This window comes from Caulobacter sp. Root343, from assembly GCF_001425745.1.
Taxonomy (GTDB): Bacteria; Pseudomonadota; Alphaproteobacteria; order Caulobacterales; family Caulobacteraceae; genus Caulobacter.
Map to the genome: position 1 here is coordinate 400,218 of NZ_LMDF01000007.1, position 19,790 is coordinate 420,007.

A 19,790-nucleotide genomic window follows, 5' to 3' on the forward strand; every position below is an offset into this window, starting at 1 on the left:
AAGGCGGAGGCGGCTCGCACGGAGTCGTGACGATCACGGACTTCGCACGCGGCGGGACTGTAGCCACATCGGCGCGCAAAAGAAAAGCTTTCGACGGATGATCTCGGCTTAACCCTTTCGCTACCGCGTCCGAGCGATATTGACGTTCGGTTCACCAGTTCCGGATACCGCGGGCGGGTATGCGTAAGCTTCTTATCAGTTTGGCCCGCATGGGCTGGGTCCGGGCGGCCCTGATCGTCGGCGGCTTGACCACGGCCGGCGTCGCCGTGGCCACCGCTCAAGGTCCGGCCGCGCCCGCCGGCGTGCAGAAGGTCCGCTTCGGCGGCGACCGCGTCGAAACCCGCGTGGTCATCGATCTGGATCGCGCCGCCGCGGGCAAGCTGATCGCCGACGGCATGGACGACCAGCGACTGGTCATGGCGCTTCCCAACGTCACCGTGTCCGGCGACCTGCAGGGCGCTGGCCAGGGTCTGGTCAAGCGTTGGCTGATCGACGAGGCCGCGGGCGGCGCCCGCCTGCGCCTGGATTTGATCGGCAAGGCCGAGGTTCGCCGCCGTTTTCTGCTGCCGCCGGGCGACGGCGCCACCGCCTATCGCTATGTCATCGACCTTCGCGCCGTGGACGGCGCTCCCCAAAATCGGATGGGCGCACCCGAAGCGCCGCGCCTGACCCTGGCGACCGCGCCAGTCAAGGCCGCGCCGTTGCGCCTGAAGAAGGTGATCGTCATCGACGCCGGCCACGGCGGCAAGGATCCTGGCTCGCTGGGCGCCAATGTCTACGAGAAGGACGTCACCCTGGCCGCCGCCAAGGCGCTGAAGGCGCGTCTGGAGCGCACCGGCCGCTTCCAGGTGGTGCTGACCCGCGAGACCGACACCTTCATCCCGCTGGAATCGCGCGTGCAGATCGCCCGCCGCGCCGACGCGGATCTCTTCATCTCGCTGCACGCCGACTCAGGGCCGGACACCGGCACCCGCGGCGCCTCGGTCTATACCCTGTCGGAAAAAGGCACTGAGCGCGTCGGCCGCGTCCTGGAGAAGGACGACTGGCTGATGAAGGCCAATCTGCCGGGCCGCGACCGCGCCGTCAGCCAGATCCTGCTGGACCTGTCGCAACGCGCCACCAAGAACCGTTCGGCCGCCTTCGCCCAGCTGCTGCTGGCCAATGTCGGCGAGGAAACCACGCTGCTGCGCCGCAGTCACCGCGACGCCGGCTTCATCGTGCTGCTGGCCCCCGACGTTCCGGCCGTGCTGCTGGAGATGGGGTTCATCACCAATCCGGACGACGAAGCGTTCCTGACCACCAAGGCCAGCCGCGCCCGCCTGGTCGACGCCGTCAGCGACTCGATCGAGGCCTATTTCTCGGCGGGCCTGCGTAAGTCCTGATCGGCGGGGTTTCCGGCGCCTTTCCCTTTTGTCCGCGGCGCTCTAATCACAAGGACGATCGTTCGCGCTTCGCCCATGGCGATGCGACCGCAAAACCGCTTACGGTTCGGCGACAAGCGATCTAGTGAAGGGTGTGCGGCAGGCGAGGGGGCCTGCCCGACGGAGGTCGCGTGGATCTGAAACCCACCGAACGATGGATGGCCATCGCGGGCGTGACGGTGCTTTCGGCCATCGCGGTCGCGGGCTTCGCGATCGCGATCTACGCCGCCTGGCTGTTCCACGACATGCCCGACGCCGGTGAGCTGCAGGACTATCGTCCGCCGACCGCCACGCGCGTCTACGCCTGGGACGGCACCCTGATCGGCGAGTATTCCAAAGAACGCCGGATCTTCATCCCCTACGACCAGATTCCGCCGCAGCTGGCCCAGGCCTTCCTGGCGGCCGAGGACCGCAACTTCTTCCAACATGGCGGCGTCGACGTCGGCGGTCTGTCGCGCGCCATGCTCAAGAACGTCGGCAACGCCATGCGCGGCCGGCGCCTGGAGGGCGGCTCGACCATCACTCAGCAGGTGGCCAAGAACGTCCTGCTGACCAGCGACGCCACGGTCGGCCGCAAGTTCAAGGAAGCGATCCTGGCGCACCGCCTGGAACAGTCGCTGACCAAGCAGCAGATCCTCGAGCTGTATCTGAACGAGATCTGGCTGGGCTATCGCTCGTTCGGGGTCGGCGCGGCCGCCTATAACTATTTCGGCAAGTCCTTGCCGGACCTGACCTTGGCCCAGTGCGCCTACCTGGCCTCGCTGCCCAAGGGGCCGGACAACTACCATCCGATCCGCAACAAGGCCAAGGCGATGGGCCGGCGCAACTGGGTGCTGGGCCAGATGGCCGAGCAGGGCTGGGTCTCCAAGGAAGACGCCAAAAAGGCGATGGCCGAGGACCTGGTGGTCCAGGCCGCGCCCAAGCGCGCCGCCTATCGCGACGCCGACTATTTCGTCGAGGAAGTCCGCCAGCGCGGCGTGGCGACCCTCGGGCCCCGCCTGAGCGAGGGCGGCTATTACATGCGCACGACCCTGGACCCGCGCCTGCAGACCGCCGCGCGCGCGGCCCTGATGGACGGGCTCGAGAAGTACGACCGCCGCCACGGCTGGCGCGGCGGCTGGGGTCACGTCGAATCGACCGACCTGGCGTGGGAGAAGACCGCCCTGGCCAAGCCCATCCCCGCGGAGCGCGGCGCCTGGCGTCCAGCCCTGGTCGTTTCCAACGACGGGCGGGTGCGCCTGGTGAAGAACGAGGGCGAGGGCCAGATCGTCGGCGAGGACGTGGCCTGGGCCAAGGCCGGCAAGGGCCTGAAGGCCGGCGATCTGGTGTTTGTCGAGAAGACGGACGCCGGCTTCCGCCTGCGCCAGGTGCCGATCGTCAACGGCGCCCTGGTGGCCATGGAGCCCTATACCGGACGCATCACGGCGCTGGTCGGCGGCTACAGCTACTCGCTGTCGAACTTCAACCGCGCCACCCAGGCGATGCGCCAGCCCGGCTCGTCGTTCAAGCCGTTCGTCTACGCCACGGCCCTGGAGAACGGCTACACCCCGGCCAGCGTGGTCGTCGACAGCGCCATCACCTTCAAGGGCGCGAACGGCGAGGACTGGAGCCCCGAGAATTACCACAAGGAATTCTACGGCGCTCAGCCGCTGCGCAAGGGCCTGGAGCAGTCGATCAACGCCATGACCGTGCGCCTGGCGCAGGGCGTCGGCATGAAGAAGATCGTCGATTTCGCCAAGCGCGCCGGCGTCGTTCGCGACATGGATCCGGTTCTGGCCATGGCCCTAGGCGCCGGCGAGACCACGCCATTCAAGCTGACGGCCGCCTACGCCGCCTTCGTCAACGGCGGCCGCCGGATCGAGCCGCACCTGATCGAGCTGGTCCAAGACCGCGAGGGCAAGGTCATCTTCCGGGCCGACAAGCGCGACTGCGTTCGCTGCGAGGCCGGCTTCAACGGCGACGAGAGCCCGCGCTTCGCCGCGCCGGGCGACCAGATCATGGACCCGGTCACCGCCTACCAGATCACGTCCATGCTGCAGGGCGTGGTCCAGCGCGGCACCGCCGCCGCCGTCAGCTCCCTGGGCCGCCCCCTGGCGGGCAAGACCGGCACGACCAACGAGTACCGCAGCGCCTGGTTCGTCGGCTATTCGCCGAACCTGGTCGTCGGGGTCTTCGTCGGCTTCGACGACAACCGCTCGCTTGGGGAAGGCGAAACCGGAGCCACCGATGCGGTGCCGGTGTTCATCGACTTCATGAAGGTGGCGCTGGAGGGTCAGCCGGTCGTCGACTTCAAGCCGCCGAAGACCGCCAAGTTCGCCATGGTGCGCGGCAACCGCGAGGCCTTCCGTCCGGGCACCGAGCCCCGGGTCGAGGTCGCCCCGACCGGGCCGATCCCGTACAACGCGCTGCCGCCGGGCCTGCCGCCGGTTCCCCAGCCGCAAGCCCAGCCGGGCAAGCCGCCGCCGCCAAAGGTGGATCCGCTCAGCGGGCTCTACTGACGTCATTGCGCTAGGGCGCAACGCACGCTATCTCCCGCGCCCTTCAACACTGTCACGGAGTTACGTGATGCGACCGGATGTCGAGGCCGCCGCGGCTGACATCGAGCAGTCCATTGGACTGCTCAGGAGGCGTCTTTGACTGGGATGTCGCCCTTAGAAAGCTCGATGAGCTGAACGCCCGGGTCGAGGACCCGACCCTGTGGGACCGCCCGACCGAGGCCCAGGCCGTCTCGCGCGAGCGCGCCGCCTTGGCCGCCAAGGTCGAGGCCGTGCAAGGCATCGAGCGCGACGTCAAGGATGCGCTGGAATACGCCGAGCTGGCCGATATGGAATCCGACGAGGATTCCCTCAACGACGCCCGCGCCCAGCTGAAGGCCATCAAGGAGCGCGCCGGCCGCGCCGAGCTCGAGGCCCTGCTGTCCGGCGAGGCTGATGGCAACGACGCCTATATCGAGATCAACTCCGGGGCCGGCGGCACCGAGTCGTGCGACTGGGCCGGCATCCTGCTGCGGATGTACACGCGCTGGGCCAACGCCCATGGCATGACGACCGAGCTGATCGAAGAGACCGACGGCGACCAGGCCGGCATCAAGTCCGCGACCCTGCTGGTCAAGGGCCAGAACGCCTATGGCTGGCTGAAGACCGAGGCCGGGGTGCACCGGCTGGTGCGCATCAGCCCCTATGACAGCAGCGCGCGCCGCCACACCTCGTTCGCCTCGGCCTGGGTCTATCCGGTGGTCGACGACACGATCGAGATCGACATCAATCCGGCCGACGTGCGGACCGACACCTACCGCGCCAGCGGCGCCGGCGGTCAGCACATCAACAAGACCGACTCGGCCGTGCGCCTGACGCACATCCCGACCGGCATCGCGGTGGCCTGCCAGGCCGGCCGCTCGCAGCACCAGAACCGCGAAGAGGCCTGGAAGATGCTGCGCGCGCGCCTCTACGAGGCCGAGCTGCAGAGGCGGGAAGCCGCCCAGCAGGCCCTCGAGGACCAGAAGACCGACATCGGCTGGGGTCACCAGATCCGCAGCTACGTCCTGCAGCCCTATCAGATGGTCAAGGACCTGCGGACCAACGTCGAGACCTCCGACACCCAAGGCGTGCTGGACGGCGACCTCGACGCCTTCATGGGCGCCTCGCTGGCCCAGCGCGTCGGCGCCACGCGCGACGCCTGACGTCCTAGTCCCGCTGGCGCTTCCACGGCGTCAGCGGGACATAGGTCGCCGCCTCGGTCGGGCCTTGGCGGCTGGCTTCGATCAGGCCTCTTCGTTTCAGGGTCTCGACGGCGTTCTGGACGGTGCGCCGCGACTGGCCCGTGCGTTCGGCCAGCTCGGCGTGGCTGAAGCTGGCGCGGCCGTTGGCGTGGGCCGCGGTGATCGCCAAGTAGACCAGGAACGACGATGGCTTGTGGTCATGGCCGACCAGGTCGGCCATCAGGGTGTCGAGGACGTAGCGGTCGATCGCATAGCTTTGCGTCATCATTGCTATAGCAATGCCTGCGCCTCTTTCCTGATGCAAGGCGGGCCGGCTACTCCGTCGATCGCGGACCGCGAAAGGGAAGGAACGGCCATGAGCGTGATCAAGCAACTGAAGTTTGTCGGCATTCCGGTCAGCGACCAGGATCGGGCCCTGGCCTTCTGGACCGAGAAGGTCGGACTGCGCGTGGCCACTGACCAGCCGATGGGCGCCCAGCGCTGGATCGAGCTGTCGATCCCCGGGGCCGAGACCGGTCTGGTCCTCTTTACCCCGGAAGGCCACGAGGACCGCATCGGCAGCTTCTTCAACGGCTCGCTGGCCTGCGACGACGTCGAGCACGCCTATCGCAAGCTGAGCGAGAAGGGCGTCGAGTTCGAGGGCCCGCCGCAGAAGCAGCCGTGGGGGACCTTCGCCAAGTTCAAGGATCCGGACGGCAATACGTTCGTGCTGTCGAGCCGGTAGGGGCTAACAAAAACGCCCCGGATCGCTCCGGGGCGTTCGTGTTTCCGGAAGGTCGAAACCCTCAGCCCGCGGCGGGCTTGGCCAGGGCCAAAGGCTCGGCCTGCGGCGCCGGTTGGGCGGCCGGGGCGGGGCGCTGGAACTTCAGGCTGCGGCCCTGGAAGAAGGCGCCGGTTTCCATCGCCAGCTGCTCGTGGGTGATGTCGCCGTCAATATACGAGGTGCCGTAGAGACGGACCTGCTTGGAGGTGATCGCCCCGACCACGCGGCCGCGCACCTCGACCGCCTCGGCATAGATCGAGCCCTCGATGTGGCCCGTCTCGCCGACGGTGAGCCGGCCGACGCGGACGTCGCCCTTGACCACGCCGTCGATCTGCAGCTCGCCTTCGCCGGTCAGGTTGCCCTCGATGGTCAGGTCCGCCGACAGCAGGCTGGCCACCTTCGGCGGGCTGCGCCGAGCGGCTTCGACCGGGGCGATCGCCATGGACGTGGGCAGCGGTTCGATGCGGCCCTGAGAATTGGACGCCGACTTAGCTTGCTTGCTGAACATACTCACCAGCCTTCAAGTAACGATTGGGATTCTGGGCCTTACCGTTGACCCAGACTTCATAATGCAGGTGCGGCCCGGTCGAGCGGCCGGTCGAGCCCATGGCGCCGATGCGCGCGCCCATGGTTACGCGTTGGCCGACGCGGGCGCCGATGGTGGCGAGGTGGGCATAGCGGGTCTTGAAGCCGCCGCCGTGGTCGATCTCGACGGTGTTGCCGTAGCCCGAGCGCACGCCCGTGAACGAGACGACGCCCGGCGCCGTGGCCATGATCGGGGTGTAGAAGGCGCCCGGGAAGTCCAGGCCCGAATGGAACGCCGGCCGATGCGTGAACGGGTCGAAGCGGACGCCGTAGCTGGACGACAGGGCCGGATTGGTGGTCGGGCGGTAGAAGGGCAACTGCTTGGCCGCCGCGCCCAGCGCGCGCATGTCCGACATGTCGTTGGCGGCGTGCTGGATGCGGCTGGCGAAATCCTCGTCGACGTCGAGGACGGCGGCGAGGGCGCGTGGATCCTTGGCCTCGATCAGCGGGCCGCCCAGCGACGCGCCGCGGCCGGTGAAGTTGCCGGCGTCCAGGCCGGCCATCCGCATGGCCAGGCGCAGACGCTCGGCGCGGCTCTTGGCGAAGCTCTCGGCGGCGTCGATCAGGCGCTCCTGATCCATCCGCGTGGCCTGGATGCGTTGGACCGGGCTAGCGGCCAGCAGGCGCGGCTTGGCGACGGTCAGGGCCTGGGCGGCGCCGGGCACGCCTTTGAAATCGGATACGAGCAGGGCGAGGGCGGCGTGGCGCTTCTCGACCGAGGCGGCCAGGTCTTCCAGCGAACCGTTGGTGGCCGACAGCTGGGCCACGGCGCTGTTCAGGCGGGCCTGGCGATCGGCGTTGAGACGCTCGTAATAGGCCTTCTGCTTGATCACTTGCTGGTCGGTCGAGCTGACCGCCAAGGCGTTGACCATCATCGAGGCGGTGCAGACGCCCATCCACAGCGCGGTGACGGCGACGGCGGTCGCGCCCAGCAGCTGCTTGTTGGTGGAGAAGACATAGCCCCGCATCTCGCCGCCGGAGCGGATATAGATGTGACGTTCGGGGAACAGGGCCTCGAGAGAATGCCGCAGCCGCTTGAAGCGCTTGATCGCCATCGTCCCAGGAAACCCCCCGTTTCAGGTCTGGGCGATATGCTACGAGAAAGCGGAAACGCGCAAGACTCTTCGCGCCCGAAGTGAGCGCGAGTCGCAAAATGTAACTTTGCGTCTCATTCCTTAGCGTTTCCTAACCCTCGCGACCAAGCGTTAAGGCAGTCGTCGGAGCGTAAAGGTCACAGGTAGAGGCGCGGATACAACACAACCGCGACCGAACCGTTCCCGTGAGAGACGAAAATACTTGCCGTGAACTACTTGATGGCCTTGGCGGCGTTCATGACGGCCTTGATGTGGCCGGGCACCTTGACCTTGCGCCAGATCTCGCGGACCACGCCTTCGCGGTCGATCAGGAAGGTCGAGCGATCGATGCCCATGTACTTGCGGCCGTACATGCTCTTCTCGACCCAGGCGCCATAGGCCTCGACCACGTCGCCCAGCGGGTCGGCGGCCAGCTCGATGGTCAGGTCGTGCTTCTTGCGGAACTTGGCGTGCGAGGCGGCGCTGTCCTTGGAGATTCCGACGATCACCGCGCCCAGCTTCTGGAACTCTTCGACTTCCGACGAGAACTGCAGGGCCTCGGAGGTGCAGCCGGCGGTGTCGTCCTTCGGATAGAAGTAGAGCACGACGTTCTTGCCCTTCAGGCCCGACAGGCTGACCCGGCCGGTGTCGGTCGGCAGGTCGAAATCGGGGGCCTTGTCGCCGGGTTGCAGCATCGAACGCTTCTCCACCTTGAAACCTGTCATCCCGGACGCGCGAAGCGCGATCCGGGACCGCCGAAAGCTCGGCGTTCGTGGCGGTCCCGGCTCTCCGCTACGCTGCGGCCGGGATGACAGTCAACCAACTAAACCGGAAGCCAGCTAAACCGGCTTCACCAACACGATCTTCTTCTTGCCCGCAGCCAACTTGACCACGCCCTCGACCAGATCCGCGGACGTGATCAGCCGGTTGGCGTCTGTCTCCGGCTGGTCGTTGACCCGGAGTCCGCCGCCTTGCGCCAGGCGGCGAGCCTCGCCGCGCGAGGCGGCCAGGCCGGCGTCGGTGAACAGGGCCGCCAGGACGATGCCAGCTTCCAGATCGGCCGCCGGCGCCTCGAAGGTCGGCAGGTCGGCCGAGAGCGCGCCCTGCTCGAACGCCTTCTCGGCGGCGTCGCGGGCCTTGCGGGCCTCGTCCTCGCCGTGGGCCATGCGGGTGGCCTCGTCCGCCAGCACCTTCTTGGCCTCGTTGATCTGGGCGCCTTCCAGGGCTTCCAGCTCGGCGATGCGCTCCAGCGGCAGGTCGGTGAACAGCTTCAGGAAGCGGCCGACGTCGGCGTCCTCGGTGTTGCGCCAGAACTGCCAGTAGTCGTACGGCGACAGCTGTTCGGCGTTCAGCCACACCGCGCCGGCCATGGTCTTGCCCATCTTGGCGCCCGAGGCCGTGGCCAGCAGCGGCGTCGTCAGGCCGAAGGCGGCCTTCTGGTCGACGCGGCGGGTCAGCTCGACGCCGTTCAGGATGTTGCCCCACTGATCCGAGCCGCCCATCTGCAGCACGCAGCCGTACTTGCGGTTCAGCTCCAGGAAGTCGGTGGCCTGCATCAGCATGTAGTTGAATTCGAGGAAGGTCATCGGCTGCTCGCGCTCGAGCCGCAGCTTGACCGAGTCGAAGGCCAGCATCCGGTTGACCGTGAAGTGCACGCCGTAGTCGCGCAGGAACTGCACGTAGCCGAACTTGCTGAGCCACTCGTCATTGTCGACCATGATCGCGTCGGTCGGGCCGTCGCCGAAGGTCAGGAACTTGGCGAAGACCTGCTTGATGCCGGCAATGTTGGCCGCGATGTCGGCGTCCGACAGCAGCTTGCGGCTCTCGTCCTTGCCGGTCGGGTCGCCGACCTTGGTCGTGCCGCCGCCCATCAGAACGATCGGCTTGTGGCCTGCCTGCTGCAGACGACGCAGCATCATGATCTGGATCAAGGACCCGACGTGCAGGGACGGCGCGGTGGCGTCGAAACCGATATAGGCGGTGACGATCCCGCCGGCGGCGGCCGCGTCCAGTTCCTCCGGATGGGTGATCTGGTGGATGTAGCCGCGCGCCTCCAGGGTTCGCAGGAACTCCGACTTGAAGGACGACGCGGCGGACATGGATCGACTCTCTGTTTGAAGCGAGGGGCCGTCTAGCACGGCGAGATCAGCTTGTGAGGGCTTCATTTCGTGACTCCGGGAGCGGGGCCGGAGTGCATGATCGACTTTGAAATGAGCGACCCCGGCGAGGCGGGGGCTAGCGACGTGTCTGGTCGGCCTCCCGCTATGGCAGCGGGCGGTAGTACGGGCGGGCCAGGATGCGCGTGTCGATCATGGGGCCTAGCTACCGTTTCGCCGTCATGGCAGTCAACGCTTCATGCGTATTCTGGGATTCATGACCGGCACCTCGCTCGACGCGGTCGACATGGCGGTGCTGGAAACGGACGGCGAAGAGATCCAGGCCTTTGGTCCCGCCGGCGAACGAAAACTCCGCGAGGAGACCCGCGACCTGCTGCTGGTCGCCACCGAGGTCGCCCGAGGCTGGCCGCGCGACAAGCCCGCGCCCGACATCTTCGCCGAGGCCGCCCAGGCCGTCGCCGACGAGCACCTGCACGCCGCCGAGAGTTTTCTGGCCGAGCACGGCTTGGCCTGGAGCGACTTCGACCTGTTGGGAGTCCACGGCCAGACGGTGCTGCACGAGCGGCCGACGCCGGGACGGATCGGCCGGACGGTGCAACTGCTGGACGCCGAACGCCTGGCCAAGGCCAGCGGACGACCGGTGGCCTTCGATTTCCGCACCGCCGACGTGGAAGCCGGCGGACAGGGCGCGCCGCTGGCCCCGATCTATCACGCCGCCCGTTCACGAGCCTCGGGCCTCTCCGCGCCGGTCGCGGCGTTGAACATCGGCGGCGTCGCCAACATCACCCTGATCGGGGACGACCACGACCTGCTGGCCTTCGACACAGGCCCGGGCAACGGCATGATCGACCTGATGCTGCAGGAGCGCGGCCTGGGCCGCTTCGACGAAAACGGCCGCCTGGCCGCCGCGGGCCACGTGGATCAGGCCATTCTCGAGCGGTTCCTCGACAGTTCCTACTTCTCCGGCCCCGCCCCCAAGTCGCTGGACCGCTACGACTTCCCGCTCGACCTGGTCGAGCCGCTGTCGGCCGAGGACGCCGCCGCCACCCTGGTGGCGTTCACGGCGGAAGCGGTGGTCAAGGCGTTCGAACTGGGCGCCCGGCCCAGCGCCCTGATCGTCTGCGGCGGCGGACGGCACAATCCGCAGATCATGCGGGCCCTGACCGAGCGCGCGCCGGTGCCGGTCAAGACCGCCGAGGACTACGGCTGGCGCGGCGACAGCATCGAGGCCGAAGCCTTCGCTTACCTGGCGGCGCGGACGGTGCGGGGACTGCCGATCAGCTTCCCGGGAACCACGGGGGTGAAGACGCCGATGACGGGCGGAAGGATCGTCGAGCCGTAGTGTATTTCTCCTCCCCCTCCGGGGGAGGTGGCCCAGAGGGCCGGAGGGGGCAAGCTCGGCCTACGCCGCATTGGCCCCCTCGGTCGCTCCGCGACAGCTCCCCCAACAGGGGAGCAGATTTCAGTGCAGCTTCAGCCGCCCCGACACCCGCTGCTGCAACAGCCGCGCTAGCGCCAAGGTCACCGTCCGGCCGACGCCCAGGATCGCCCGGTGGTGGTCCAGGTGCAGCGACATGTAGGCCCACTTGGCCAGCAGGCCTTCGATGAAGAAGTTCGGTCCGCCCAACCCGCCCATCAGCGCGCCGACGCCCTTGTTGTCGCCCAGCGACACCAGCGAACCGAAGTCGCGATAGACGAACGGGGCCTCGACCCGGCGCTGGGCCAAGCGGGCCAGCAGCGCCTTTTCCAGATAGCTGGCCTGCTGGTGGGCGGCCTGGGCGCGGGCGGGGATGGTCTTGCCGTCCTTCCAGGGCGCGGCGGCGCAGTCGCCCAGGGCCCAGACGTCGGAGGCGGAGGTCTCCAGGCGGTCATTGACCACGAACTGGTTGCCGCGATTGGTCTCGAGGCCATAGCCCGTGTTGCCGTCGGCCGCCTTGATACCCGCCGCCCAGACGATCAGGTCGGCGGGGATATCGCCTTGACTGGTCTCCAGCCGGTCGGCATGGACGGCCAGCACCTTGGCGCCGGTCTTCACCGCCACGCCCTTGCGTTCGAGCGCGAGCGTGGCTTTGTCGGCGATCTTCTGGGGCAGGCCGCCCAGGATGCGCGGCGCGGCCTCGACCACGGTGATGTCCAGGCGAAAGCGCTGCTCGTCGCCCAGGCTGCCCATTAGCTCGCGATGCGCCTCGATCAGCTCGGCCGACAGCTCGACGCCGGTCGCGCCGCCGCCGACGATAGCCACGCGCAGGATCCTGTCGTCCGAGAACGAGGCCTTGGTGAAGGCCGCCAGCAGTCGCGCGTGGAAGGCCTCGGCGTCCTCGGTGCGCTCCAGCAGGTGGGCCTGCTCCGCGCCCGGCGTGCCGAACAGGTTCGAACCGCTGCCGATCGCCAGCACGCCGTAGGTGAAGCTGATGGCGCGCTCGGGCGCGAGAACCTCGCCCTGCTCGCCGGTGATCGCCTTCAACGTGAGGCGTTTGGCGACGGGATCAAAGGTCTCGAGCTCGCCGAGCAGGAAGTTGAAGCCGTTCGAACGGCCCAGGATCGGATAGGAAATGCCTTCCTGGTGGACGTCCAGCGTGCCGGCCGCCACCTCGTGCAGGGTCGGTTTCCAGATGTGGAAGCTGGAGCGGTCAATCAGCAGCACGCGGCGCTTGCCACGGCGACCGCCAAGCTTGCGACCCAGTCGCGACGCCAGTTCCAGCCCGCCGGCGCCCCCGCCGACGATGACGATGTCGTAGTGCATCACCGTCTCCATCATTATTCATCAATCGATGAAAATATAGTGCGGAGAGGCCCAACGAAAAAGGCCTCCCGCGAGGGAGGCCTTTGAAACGTCTAGATCGGGTCGGCCGCCAGGCGCTTGTCGAGATATTCGCTGACGCTTTTCTCGACGCTGGGCAGGTGCTCGGCCCAGAAGTGGGTGGCCTTGTCGATGACTTCGTAGTCGATCGTGATGCCCTTCTGGGTGCGCAGCTTGGTGACTACGCGCTCCACCTCGACCGGCGGGGTGATGGTGTCGGCCGAACCGGTCAGGAACAGGCCCGAGGCCGGGCAGGGGGCCAGGAAGCTGAAGTCATACATGTTGGTCGGCGGCGACACCGAGATGAAGCCGTCCGTTTCCGGACGGCGCATCAAGAGCTGCATGCCGATATAGGCGCCGAAGTCGAAGCCGGCGACCCAGGTCTGGCTGGCGGCCGGGTTGGACGTCTGCAGCCAGTCCAGGGCGGTGGCCGCGTCGGCCAGCTCGCCGATGCCGGCGTCGAACTCGCCCTGGCTGCGGCCCACGCCGCGGAAGTTGAAGCGCAAGGTGGCGAAACCGCGCTTCATGAACAGGTGATACAGCTGCACCGCCACCGGGTGGTTCATGTGACCGCCGGCTTTCGGGTGGGGATGCAGGATCAGCGCGATCGGCGCCGTCTCGGTCTTGCCCGGAGAATAGCGACCTTCGATCCGCCCGGACGCGCCGGTCAAAATCACATCAGGCATGTCGTTCCCTTGAGCTCGCCAGCGGCCCGCCATCCGACGATTTGGGTCGCCGAATACTTGACTACTGCGCTTGGTCTTCCTAGATCGCAACCAGTTCGCGGGCTGGAGGGCCCGCGCGCGAAGTCGCGGCTTGTAGCACACGCAAAAGCCGATGCGCGCGGAATCTGCAAGGGGTAAGGCGATGCGCCTGAGCACCAAGGGACGATACGCGGTCATGGCGATGACCGACCTGGCCAAGCGCCAGGACGAAAGCGAGGGCCGCGCCGTGGCCCTGGCCGAGATCGCCGGCCGCCAACAGATTTCGCTGTCCTATCTGGAACAGCTGTTCGCGCGTCTGCGCCGCAAGGGCCTGGTGATCAGCGCCCGAGGACCCGGTGGCGGCTATCGCTTGGCCAAGGCATCGACCGAAACCTTCATCTCCGACATTGTGCTGGCGGTCGACGAGCCGCTGCGCGCCACGCGCTGCGGCTTCACCAAGGGCCAGCCCAGGGGCTGCATGGCCGGGGGCGAGCGCTGCATGACCCACGGCCTGTGGGAAGAGATGGGCCGCCAGATCCACGGCTACCTGGCCTCGGTCTCGGTCGCAGACGTGCTGAAGGGCGAGTTGCGTCCCGCCCGTCCGCTGGAGATCGCGGCCGAGTGAGCATCAATCGCACATCGGTCTATCTCGACTACAACGCCACGGCCCCGCTTCGGCCGGAGGCGAGGGAAGCACTGCTGCGCGCTCTGGAGAGCCCGGCCAATCCCTCGTCGGTCCACGCCGCCGGTCGCGCCGCGCGGGACGTCGTCGAGCGCGCCCGCGCCGAGGTCGGCGCCTTTGTCGGCGTGCCCGCTGGCTCAGTGACCCTTGTCAGCGGCGGCACCGAAGCCAACGCCCTGGCCATCGAGAGCGCCAAGGCCGCCGGCGCCCAGCGCATCATCGTCAGCGCTATCGAACATGACGCGGTGGTCGAGACCGCCAAGGCCTCCGGCTTGCCCGTCGAGATCCTGTCGGTCGACGGCGATGGCGTCGCGGACCTTGAGCGGCTGGCTCAAGTCCTTGAAACGCCCGGCAAGACCCTGGTCTGCCTGATGCTGGCCAACAACGAGACGGGCGTGATCCAGCCGGTGGCGGAAGCCTCGGGCCTGGTTCGCGCCGCCGGCGGCTGGCTGCACGTCGACGCGGTCCAGGGGGCCGGCAAGATCGCGGTCGATTTCTCGGCCCTCGGCGCCGACACCATGGCCTTGTCGGCTCACAAGCTGGGCGGGCCGCAGGGCGTCGGTGCTCTGGTCGCCGGAACCCGCGCCACCGTGGTTCGGCGCCAACACGGCGGCGGCCAGGAGCGCGGTCGCCGGGCCGGCACTGAAAACGTGGCGGGCATCGCCGGCTTCGGCGCGGCCGCCCGCGCGGCGCGAGAAAGCCTTGCCTCGATGGCCGAACAGTCCCATTGGCGCGACGCCCTGGCCGAACGGGTCAAGGCGCAAGGCGCGGTGGTGCTCGGGGAGGGCGCGGCGCGTTTACCCCAGACCCTATGCTTCGCGGGCGAGGGCTTCGGCTCCGAGGTCCAGGTCATGACCATGGACCTGGCCGGAGTCATGGTCAGCGCCGGCAGCGCCTGCTCGTCGGGCAAGGTCAAGGCCAGCCGCGTGGTGGAAGCCATGGGCCGGTCAGACCTCGCCCCGTTCGCGCTCCGTGTGAGTGGCGGCTGGGCGAGTTCGGAAGACGACTGGATCAAATGCGGCGACGCCTGGCTCGCCGCCTGGAAGCGTATCGGCGCTCGGCGCCGGGAGGTGGCGTAGTGGCCGCGGTCAAGGAAACTGTCGAAACCGTCGCCGCGCTCGAGAAATACGAGCACGGCTTCACGACCGAGATCGAGCAGGAGTTCGCGCCGAAAGGGCTGTCCGAGGACATCGTCCGCTTCATCTCGGCCAAGAAGGGCGAGCCGCAGTGGATGCTGGACTGGCGGCTGGACGCCTATCGCCGCTGGCTCGAGCTGGAAGAGCCGACCTGGGCGAAGGTGAACTTCCCCAAGATCGACTACCAGGACAGCTACTACTACGCCGCGCCTTCGACCAAGGAAGGCCCCAAGAGCCTGGACGAGGTCGATCCGGAGCTGCTGGCCGTCTACGCCAAGCTGGGCATTCCCCTGAAGGAACAGGAAGTCCTGGCCGGCGTCGAGGGGGCTCCGCGCTACGCCGTGGACGCGGTGTTCGACAGCGTTTCGGTCGTGACCACCTTTAAGAAGGAGCTGGCTGCCGTCGGCGTCATCTTCTGCTCGATGAGCGAGGCGGTCCGCGAGCATCCGGAGCTGGTGCGCCAGTATCTGGGCAGCGTCGTGCCGACCTCGGACAACTATTTCGCCTGTCTCAACAGCGCGGTCTTCTCGGACGGCTCGTTCGTCTACATCCCGCCGGGCGTGCGCTGCCCGATGGAGCTGTCGACCTATTTCCGGATCAACGCCAAGGATTCCGGCCAGTTCGAGCGCACTCTGATCATTGCCGACAAGGGCGCCTACTGCTCGTATCTGGAGGGCTGCACGGCCCCGATGCGCGACGAGAACCAGCTGCACGCGGCGGTGGTCGAGCTCGTCCTGCTGGACGACGCCGAGATCAAATATTCGACCGTCCAGAACTGGTACCCGGGCGATCCGGAGACCGGCAAGGGCGGCATCTACAACTTCGTGACCAAGCGCGCCGACTGCCGCGGCGACCGTTCCAAGGTGTCGTGGACCCAGGTCGAGACTGGCTCGGCCATCACCTGGAAATATCCGTCGTGCGTGCTGCGCGGCGAGGGCTCGTCAGGCGAGTTCTATTCGATCGCGGTGACCAACGGCCATCAGCAGGCCGACACCGGCACCAAGATGATCCATCTGGGCGCCAACACCCGCTCGCGGATCGTCGCCAAAGGCATCAGCGCCGGCAAGTCGACCAGCACCTATCGCGGCCTGGTCTCGGCGCACCCCAAGGCCAAGGGCGCGCGCAACTTCACCCAGTGCGACTCCTTGCTGATCGGCAAGACCTGCGCGGCCCATACCGTCCCGTACATCGAGGCCCGCAATGGCCACAGCGTGTTCGAGCATGAGGCCACCACCACGCGCTTGTCGGACGACCAGCTGTTCTATTGCCAGCAGCGCGGCCTGAGCCAGGAAGAGGCCGTGGCCCTGCTGGTCAATGGCTTCGTCAAGGACGTGCTGCAGCAGCTGCCGATGGAGTTCGCGGTCGAGGCCCAGAAGCTGGTGGCGATCAGTCTGGAAGGCTCGGTGGGATGACGAGCGTCGCCCTCTATCAGCCGGTCGGCATGGAGGAACTGCAGGCGATCAAGGCGTCGGGCTGGACCGAGCTGCCGCCGCACGATCCCGAGCAGCCGATCTTTCGTCCCGTCGTGGACGAGGCCTATGCGGCGCAGATGGCGCGCGACTGGAACTCGGTGCACAGCACCTACCGCCGCGGCTACATCGTGCGGTTCGAGGTCTCGGCGGACTTCCTGAACGCCTATCGCGACAAGGTGGCCGGCACGCCCGGCCACGAGGAATACTGGATCCCGCCTGAGGATCTTTCGCTGTTAAACGCCGCCATCCAAGGCCAGATCGCCGTCGCCGGAACCTTCGCGGGCCACGACGCGGAATACAGAAAACTCAACGAGACCCATGCTTAAGATCCAGAACCTTCATGCCCGCGTCGAGGACAAGCCGATCCTGAAGGGCGTCACGCTGGACGTGCCGGCCGGTGAGGTCCACGCGATCATGGGCCCGAACGGGGCCGGCAAGTCGACCCTGTCCTACGTGCTGAGCGGCCGTGGCGGCTATGAGGTCACCGAAGGCTCGGCCAGCCTGAACGGCGACGACCTGCTGGCGCTGGAGCCTAACGAGCGGGCGGCCAAGGGCCTGTTCCTGTCGTTCCAGTATCCGCTGGAGATCCCCGGCGTGCCCGCCCTGACCTTCATCCGCACCGCCCTCAACGCCCAGCGCCGCGCGCGCGGCGAGGACGAGGTCGCCGCCCCGGCCTTCCTGAAGCTGGCCAAGGAGAAGGCCGCCGCGCTGAAGATCGACTTCGAGATGCTCAAGCGCGGCCTGAACGTCGGCTTCTCGGGCGGCGAGAAGAAGCGGATGGAGATCTTCCAGATGTCCATGCTGTCGCCCAAGTTTCTGATCCTGGACGAGACGGACAGCGGCCTCGACATCGACGCCCTGAAGATCGTCTCGGAAGGCGTCAACGCCCTGCGCTCGCCTGAGCGCGGCATGCTGGTCATCACCCACTACCAGCGCCTGCTGGACTACATCAAACCCGACAAGGTCCACGTGCTGGCCGCCGGCCGCATCGTCGCTTCGGGCGGCCCGGAACTGGCCCTGCAGCTGGAAGCCGAGGGCTACGACAAATACGTGGCCGCCGCCTGATGAGCCTCGCCTCCGCCCTCAAGACCGGCGACCTGACCGCGCTGCCTTCGCGACGCGACGAGGACTGGCGCTGGACCGACCTGCGCGGCCTGCTGCGGATCTTGCCGCCGCCCGCGCCGGCGCATGACGGCGACATCCCCGCCGGCCCCTTCGTCGAACTGACCGACGCCGGGACGGTGTTCGTCAACGGTCGCCGCGTCGCCGGCGCCGATGTGTCCAAAGGCGTCGTCGCCCTGCGCTTCGTCGCCTTGGCGGACAAGACCTCGCAAGCCGCTAGCCATGCCCTGGTCGTCAAGCCGGGCGAGACCCTGGTCCTGCTGGAAAGCCACGAAGGCCGCGCTGGCGGTTACGTCTCGAACGTCACGCTGGATATCGCGGTGGGTGAGGGCGCTTCGCTGGAACGCATCATCCTGGTCGAGGACGACGCCGAGGCGATCAATGTCGTCACCGCCGAGATCGACCTGGCCCCCGGCGCGACCTACGCCCAGACTGTCTTGACCTCCGGCGCGCGTCGCCAGCGAATCGAGACCCGTGTCAATCATCCCGGCGCCCACGCGCAGGTGCGGCTCGACGGTGTTTATATCCTGGGTGGCCAGCGCCACGCCGACCAGACGACCGTGGTCACCCACGCGGGCGTCGATGGCGTCACCAGCCAACTGACCAAGGGCGTGGCTGCCGACCAGGCGCGCGGCGTCTTCCAGGGCCGCATCGTCGTGGCTCAAGGCGCCGACCAGACCGACGCGCGCATGGGCCACCACGCCCTGATCCTGTCGGACAAGGCCGAGGTCGACGCCAAGCCCGAGCTCTTGATCTTCGCCGACGACGTCTCCTGCGCCCACGGCAACACGATCGGCGCCCTGGACGACGAAGCGATCTTCTACGCCCGCCAGCGCGGCATCCCGGAAGCCGAGGCCAAGGCCATGCTGACCGTCGCCTTCGTCGGCGAGGTGGTCGAGCGCATCGAGCACGAGGGCGCCCGCGCCATCGCCGCCGCCTGGGTGGCCCGCAAGCTGGGGAGCCCTACCTGATGGCTTTTGACGCCCCCTTCGACGTCGCCGCGATCCGCGAGCAGTTCCCGATCCTGCAACGGACCGTGCACGGCAAGCCGCTCGTTTATCTGGACAGCGCCGCCAGCGCCCAGAAGCCGAACGTGGTGCTGGACGCCATGACCGACCTGGCCCGGACCTCGTACGCCAACGTCCATCGCGGCCTGCACACGCTCGCCAACGAAACGACGGAAGCCTATGAAAAGGCCCGTGAAAGCGTCGCGCGCTTCATCAACGCCGAGCCGACCGAGGTGGTCTGGACCAAGAGCGCCACCGAAGCGGTGAACCTGGTCGCGGCCTCGTTCGGCCTGTCGCTGAACGCCGGCGACGAGATCCTGCTCTCCGAGATGGAGCACCACGCCAACATCGTGCCGTGGCACTTCCTGCGCGAGCGCAAGGGCGTGGTCCTGAAGTTCATCCCGGTGCTGGACGACGGCCGCCTGGATATGGAGGCCTTCAAGGGCCTGCTGTCCGAGAAGACCAAGATGGTCGCCGTCACCCACATGTCGAACGTGCTGGGCACGGTCAACGATGTGGCCGAGATCGTTCGGCTGGCCCATGCCGCCGGCGCGCCGGTGCTGCTGGACGGCTGCCAAGGCGTGGTCCACACCCGGGTCGACGTGAAGGCGCTGGACGTCGATTTCTACGTCTTCTCCGGCCACAAGCTGTACGGCCCGACCGGAATCGGCGTGCTGTACGGCAAGGCCGAACGTCTGGCCGCGCTGCCGCCGTATCAGGGCGGCGGCGAGATGATCGGTTCGGTTTCCCTCGACAAGATCACCTATGCCGACCCACCGCACCGTTTCGAAGCCGGCACCCCCGCGATCCTGGAGGCCGTCGGCCTGGGCGCGGCGATCGAGTGGCTGAACGGCCTGGATCGCGACGCCATCTTCGCCCACGAGCACGCCCTCTACAGCCGCGTCGCCGAGCAGCTGCGCGGCGTCAACGGCGTGCGGATCCTGGGCGAGGCGCCCGGCAAGGGCGCGGTGCTGTCGTTCACGGTCGAAGGCGCTCACGCCCACGACATCGCCCAGGTGTTGGACCGCTACGGCGTCGCCGTCCGCGCCGGCACCCATTGCGCCGAGCCCTTGATGCGCCGTTTCGGCGTTACGTCGAGCGCGCGGGCTTCATTCGCCCTATATAATACCGAGGCCGAGGCCGACGCTTTCGTCGACGCGCTGGCCAAGGCCCGCAGTTTCTTCAGTTGA

At 67.7% G+C, this 19,790-nt stretch carries 20 protein-coding genes; 12 read left to right on the forward strand and 8 right to left on the reverse strand.

The features are described 5' to 3' along the window. Positions 1 to 179 precede the first annotated feature (179 nt). The 3 genes from ASC70_RS14585 (at position 180) to prfB (ending at position 5,100) form a co-directional block, all read left to right on the forward strand. On the forward strand, positions 180 to 1,382 hold the full coding sequence (locus tag ASC70_RS14585) for an N-acetylmuramoyl-L-alanine amidase (protein WP_056051256.1): 1,203 nt from the start codon (positions 180 to 182) through the stop codon (positions 1,380 to 1,382). A gap of 170 nt (positions 1,383 to 1,552) precedes the next feature. Further along, complete coding sequence (locus tag ASC70_RS14590; protein WP_056051259.1) at positions 1,553 to 3,919, forward strand: penicillin-binding protein 1A; 2,367 nt, start codon at positions 1,553 to 1,555, stop codon at positions 3,917 to 3,919. A 67-nt stretch (positions 3,920 to 3,986) separates the two neighbouring features. Further along, positions 3,987 to 5,100, forward strand: a protein-coding gene (gene prfB, locus ASC70_RS14595) for a peptide chain release factor 2 (protein ID WP_156136739.1) whose coding sequence is annotated in 2 segments (ribosomal slippage) — positions 3,987 to 4,055 and positions 4,057 to 5,100 — 1,113 coding nt in all. Because the reading frame shifts where the segments join, the coding sequence is not laid out codon by codon here. A 4-nt stretch (positions 5,101 to 5,104) separates the two neighbouring features. Here prfB and ASC70_RS14600 read toward each other — a convergent pair. Further along, positions 5,105 to 5,404 (reverse strand): helix-turn-helix domain-containing protein, encoded by a 300-nt coding sequence (locus tag ASC70_RS14600; protein ID WP_235519397.1) that lies wholly within the window; start codon positions 5,402 to 5,404, stop codon positions 5,105 to 5,107. Positions 5,405 to 5,494: 90 nt separating this feature from the next. Between ASC70_RS14600 and ASC70_RS14605 the strand changes: the two genes are divergently transcribed. Further along, positions 5,495 to 5,863, forward strand: coding sequence for a VOC family protein (locus ASC70_RS14605; RefSeq protein WP_082009142.1), 369 nt, complete (start codon positions 5,495 to 5,497; stop codon positions 5,861 to 5,863). 61 nt (positions 5,864 to 5,924) lie between these two features. Here ASC70_RS14605 and ASC70_RS14610 read toward each other — a convergent pair whose 3' ends face one another. From ASC70_RS14610 to ASC70_RS25030, 5 genes are all read right to left on the reverse strand, one after another. After that, positions 5,925 to 6,410 carry a polymer-forming cytoskeletal protein gene (locus ASC70_RS14610; RefSeq protein ID WP_056051264.1) on the reverse strand — a complete coding sequence of 162 codons (486 nt, stop codon included), beginning with the start codon at positions 6,408 to 6,410 and terminating at the stop codon, positions 5,925 to 5,927. Continuing rightward, positions 6,391 to 7,542, reverse strand: a complete 1,152-nt coding sequence (locus ASC70_RS14615; RefSeq protein WP_056051266.1) for a peptidoglycan DD-metalloendopeptidase family protein — start codon at positions 7,540 to 7,542, stop codon at positions 6,391 to 6,393. The genes ASC70_RS14610 and ASC70_RS14615 overlap by 20 nt, the downstream gene beginning before the upstream one ends. Before the next feature lie 251 nt (positions 7,543 to 7,793). Further along, a complete protein-coding gene (locus ASC70_RS14620; protein ID WP_056052765.1) occupies positions 7,794 to 8,255 on the reverse strand; it encodes a peroxiredoxin in 462 nt (153 codons plus the stop codon). Between the two features lie 144 nt (positions 8,256 to 8,399). Further along, complete coding sequence (tyrS, locus tag ASC70_RS14625; protein ID WP_162247225.1) at positions 8,400 to 9,725, reverse strand: tyrosine--tRNA ligase; 1,326 nt, start codon at positions 9,723 to 9,725, stop codon at positions 8,400 to 8,402. Positions 9,726 to 9,822: 97 nt separating this feature from the next. After that, positions 9,823 to 9,873 carry a hypothetical protein gene (locus ASC70_RS25030; protein ID WP_156136759.1) on the reverse strand — a complete coding sequence of 17 codons (51 nt, stop codon included), beginning with the start codon at positions 9,871 to 9,873 and terminating at the stop codon, positions 9,823 to 9,825. 42 nt (positions 9,874 to 9,915) lie between these two features. On the opposite strand from ASC70_RS25030, the gene ASC70_RS14630 reads away from it, so the two are divergent. Continuing rightward, positions 9,916 to 11,019: an anhydro-N-acetylmuramic acid kinase gene (locus ASC70_RS14630; RefSeq protein ID WP_056051269.1), complete on the forward strand. Its 1,104-nt coding sequence runs from the start codon at positions 9,916 to 9,918 to the stop codon at positions 11,017 to 11,019. Positions 11,020 to 11,139: 120 nt separating this feature from the next. On the opposite strand, the gene ASC70_RS14635 is transcribed toward ASC70_RS14630, so the two are convergent. Continuing rightward, positions 11,140 to 12,420: an NAD(P)/FAD-dependent oxidoreductase gene (locus ASC70_RS14635; protein WP_056052767.1), complete on the reverse strand. Its 1,281-nt coding sequence runs from the start codon at positions 12,418 to 12,420 to the stop codon at positions 11,140 to 11,142. Positions 12,421 to 12,512: 92 nt separating this feature from the next. Then, complete coding sequence (locus ASC70_RS14640) at positions 12,513 to 13,163, reverse strand: alpha/beta hydrolase (protein ID WP_047405765.1); 651 nt, start codon at positions 13,161 to 13,163, stop codon at positions 12,513 to 12,515. Positions 13,164 to 13,344: 181 nt separating this feature from the next. Here ASC70_RS14640 and ASC70_RS14645 point away from each other — a divergent pair, with 181 nt between their 5' ends. The 7 genes from ASC70_RS14645 to ASC70_RS14675 are packed head-to-tail and all read left to right on the forward strand — an operon-like array spanning position 13,345 to position 19,790. Continuing rightward, on the forward strand, positions 13,345 to 13,806 hold the full coding sequence (locus ASC70_RS14645) for an Rrf2 family transcriptional regulator (RefSeq protein ID WP_047405763.1): 462 nt from the start codon (positions 13,345 to 13,347) through the stop codon (positions 13,804 to 13,806). Then, positions 13,803 to 14,942, forward strand: a complete 1,140-nt coding sequence (locus ASC70_RS14650) for a cysteine desulfurase family protein (protein ID WP_056051271.1) — start codon at positions 13,803 to 13,805, stop codon at positions 14,940 to 14,942. The genes ASC70_RS14645 and ASC70_RS14650 overlap by 4 nt, the downstream gene beginning before the upstream one ends. After that, a complete protein-coding gene (sufB, locus tag ASC70_RS14655) occupies positions 14,942 to 16,411 on the forward strand; it encodes a Fe-S cluster assembly protein SufB (protein WP_047405759.1) in 1,470 nt (489 codons plus the stop codon). The genes ASC70_RS14650 and sufB overlap by 1 nt, the downstream gene beginning before the upstream one ends. Then, positions 16,408 to 16,797, forward strand: a complete 390-nt coding sequence (locus ASC70_RS14660; protein WP_056051273.1) for a hypothetical protein — start codon at positions 16,408 to 16,410, stop codon at positions 16,795 to 16,797. The genes sufB and ASC70_RS14660 overlap by 4 nt, the downstream gene beginning before the upstream one ends. Beyond that, complete coding sequence (gene sufC, locus ASC70_RS14665) at positions 16,790 to 17,536, forward strand: Fe-S cluster assembly ATPase SufC (protein ID WP_056051275.1); 747 nt, start codon at positions 16,790 to 16,792, stop codon at positions 17,534 to 17,536. Before ASC70_RS14660 ends, sufC begins: the two co-directional genes overlap by 8 nt. Continuing rightward, a complete protein-coding gene (sufD, locus tag ASC70_RS14670; RefSeq protein WP_056051277.1) occupies positions 17,536 to 18,564 on the forward strand; it encodes a Fe-S cluster assembly protein SufD in 1,029 nt (342 codons plus the stop codon). Before sufC ends, sufD begins: the two co-directional genes overlap by 1 nt. After that, the gene (locus ASC70_RS14675; protein ID WP_056051280.1) at positions 18,564 to 19,790 is read left to right on the forward strand and encodes an aminotransferase class V-fold PLP-dependent enzyme; all 1,227 of its coding nucleotides are present in this window, start codon (positions 18,564 to 18,566) and stop codon (positions 19,788 to 19,790) included. Before sufD ends, ASC70_RS14675 begins: the two co-directional genes overlap by 1 nt.